Origin of the sequence: Streptomyces sp. NPDC002265 (assembly GCF_040296125.1) — a bacterium.
Lineage (GTDB): Bacteria > Actinomycetota > Actinomycetes > Streptomycetales > Streptomycetaceae > Streptomyces.
The window spans coordinates 1-2,048 of record NZ_JBEOWS010000653.1; the positions used below are offsets into that span (position 1 = coordinate 1).

The 2,048-nt window shown below is 70.5% G+C and carries 1 protein-coding gene; it reads left to right on the forward strand.

Translation table 11 applies throughout. The features are described from left to right. Positions 1-78: 78 nt before the first annotated feature. On the forward strand, positions 79-2,048 hold a 1,970-nt coding region (locus ABT085_RS45975), incomplete at its 3' end, for a SpnB-like Rossmann fold domain-containing protein (protein WP_351623134.1).

A 2,048-nucleotide genomic window follows, 5' to 3' on the forward strand; every position in this document is an offset into this window, starting at 1 on the left:
GCGATTGCCGAGGTGTTCGCCGGTCAGGGTCGTAAGACGTCTCGCCTGAAGGTCAGTCACGCGTTCCATTCGCCGTTGATGGATCCGATGCTGGAGGAGTTCGCGGAGGTCGTCGGCGGTCTGGTCTTCAACGAGCCGCGGATTCCTGTCGTTTCGAACCTCACCGGTCGTGTGGTCGAGGCGTACACCGCGGAGTACTGGGTGCGGCACGTCCGTGAGGCGGTGCGGTTCGCCGACGGGGTCGAGACGCTCGGCGAGCTGGGTGTGACCACGTTCGTGGAGATCGGTCCGGGTGGTGTCCTCAGCGCCCTCGTCCAGGGCTGCTTCGATGACGGTGCGGACGTCGTCACCGTTCCCGTTCTGCGTGCTGACCGGCCCGAGCCGTACGCCCTCGTCAACGCCGTCGGGCAGCTGCACACCTATGGCATCTCGCCGGACTGGCAGGCGTTCTTCCCCGGCGCTCGTCGCGTCGACCTGCCCACGTACGCCTTCCAGCGCGAGCGCTACTGGCTCGACGTTCCTCAGGCATCCGGCGACGTCCGGGCCGCAGGCCTTGGGGCGGCGGACCATCCGTTCCTCGGTGCCGCGATTGCGACGGCCGACCGTGGAGGGGTCCTGCTCACCGGACTGCTTTCCCTCGAAACCCACTCCTGGCTCGCCGACCACGCCGTGAACGGGACCGTTCTGCTGCCCGGCACCGCGTTCGTCGAGTTGGCGATCCGGGCGGGCGACGAGACGGGGTGCGGATCCATCGAAGACCTCACCCTTGAACTCCCCCTGGTCGTGCCCGAGCGTGGTGGCGTCACCCTTCAGGTGGCTGTCGGCCCGGAGGACGAGGCGGGCCGGCGGCAGCTGAGCGTCCACTCGCGTGTCGACGACGGTTCGTGGCTGCGGCACGCGACGGGTGTGCTGTCCTCGGCAGAGGCACCGTCCCCCGTGGATCTCGGCGCTTGGCCACCGGCGGGTGCGGAGACCGTCGACCTGACGGCGTTCTACGAGGACATGGCCGCCGCGGGCCTGGACTACGGTCCGGTCTTCCAGGGCCTGCGCTCGGTGTGGCGCGGCGGGGACGACGTCTTCGCCGAGGTCGAGCTGCCGGAGGAGTCGGCTGCCGAGGCGGCGGCGTTCGCCCTGCACCCGGCGCTGCTGGACGCGGCCCTGCACGCCCTGGCCGCCGGTGGGCTGGTGTCGCTGGGCGACGGCCCGGCCCTGCCGTTCGCGTGGTCCGGCGTCGTCGTGCAGGCTGCCGGTGCGGCGATGGTGCGGGTGAAGCTGTCGCGGACGGCCACCGGTTCGGTGACGCTGGCCGTGGCCGACGGCGCAGGTGACCCGGTGGCCTCGGTCGAGTCGCTGTCGTTGCGAGCCGTCTCGGCGGAGCAACTGCGCGGTGCCGGGGGTGGCGATCAGCTGTTCGGGCTGGAGTGGACGCCGTTCACTCCTCCCGCCGCCACCGACACGCTGACGATCGCGACCGTCGCGGACTTCGCCGCACTGCGGGAGTCGGAAGGGACACCGGACGTCGTCGTCGTTCCGTGCCCGGTGGGGTCCGGTACGGAGACCGCGGAGCGTGTGCACGGTGTCGTGGGTGAGGTTCTGGCGCTGGTGCAGTGGTGGTTGGCGGAGGAGCGTGCGGGGCGTTTGGTGTTGGTGACGCGTCCGGGTGATCTGGCTCATGCTGCGGTGTGGGGGCTGGTGCGGTCTGCGCAGTCGGAGGATCCGGACCGGATCGTGCTGGTGGAGGCCGAGGAGACCGACGGAGCGGTTCGTGTGCTGCCTGCTGTGCTGGCTTCCGGTGAGTCGCAGGTCGCGGTCCGCGAGGGTGAGGTGTTCGTGCCGCGCCTGGTGAGGGCTGCCGGGACGGTCACGGGCGTACCGGATTTCGGTTCTGGGACTGTTCTGTTGACGGGTGCGTCGGGTGCGTTGGGCGGGTTGTTCGCCCGGCATCTGGTTGCCGAGCATGGTGTGCGCAGTCTGCTGCTGCTCAGTCGTCGTGGTGCGGAGGCGCCTGGGGCGGTCGAGTTGGAGGCCGAACTGGCCGCGTGGGGCGC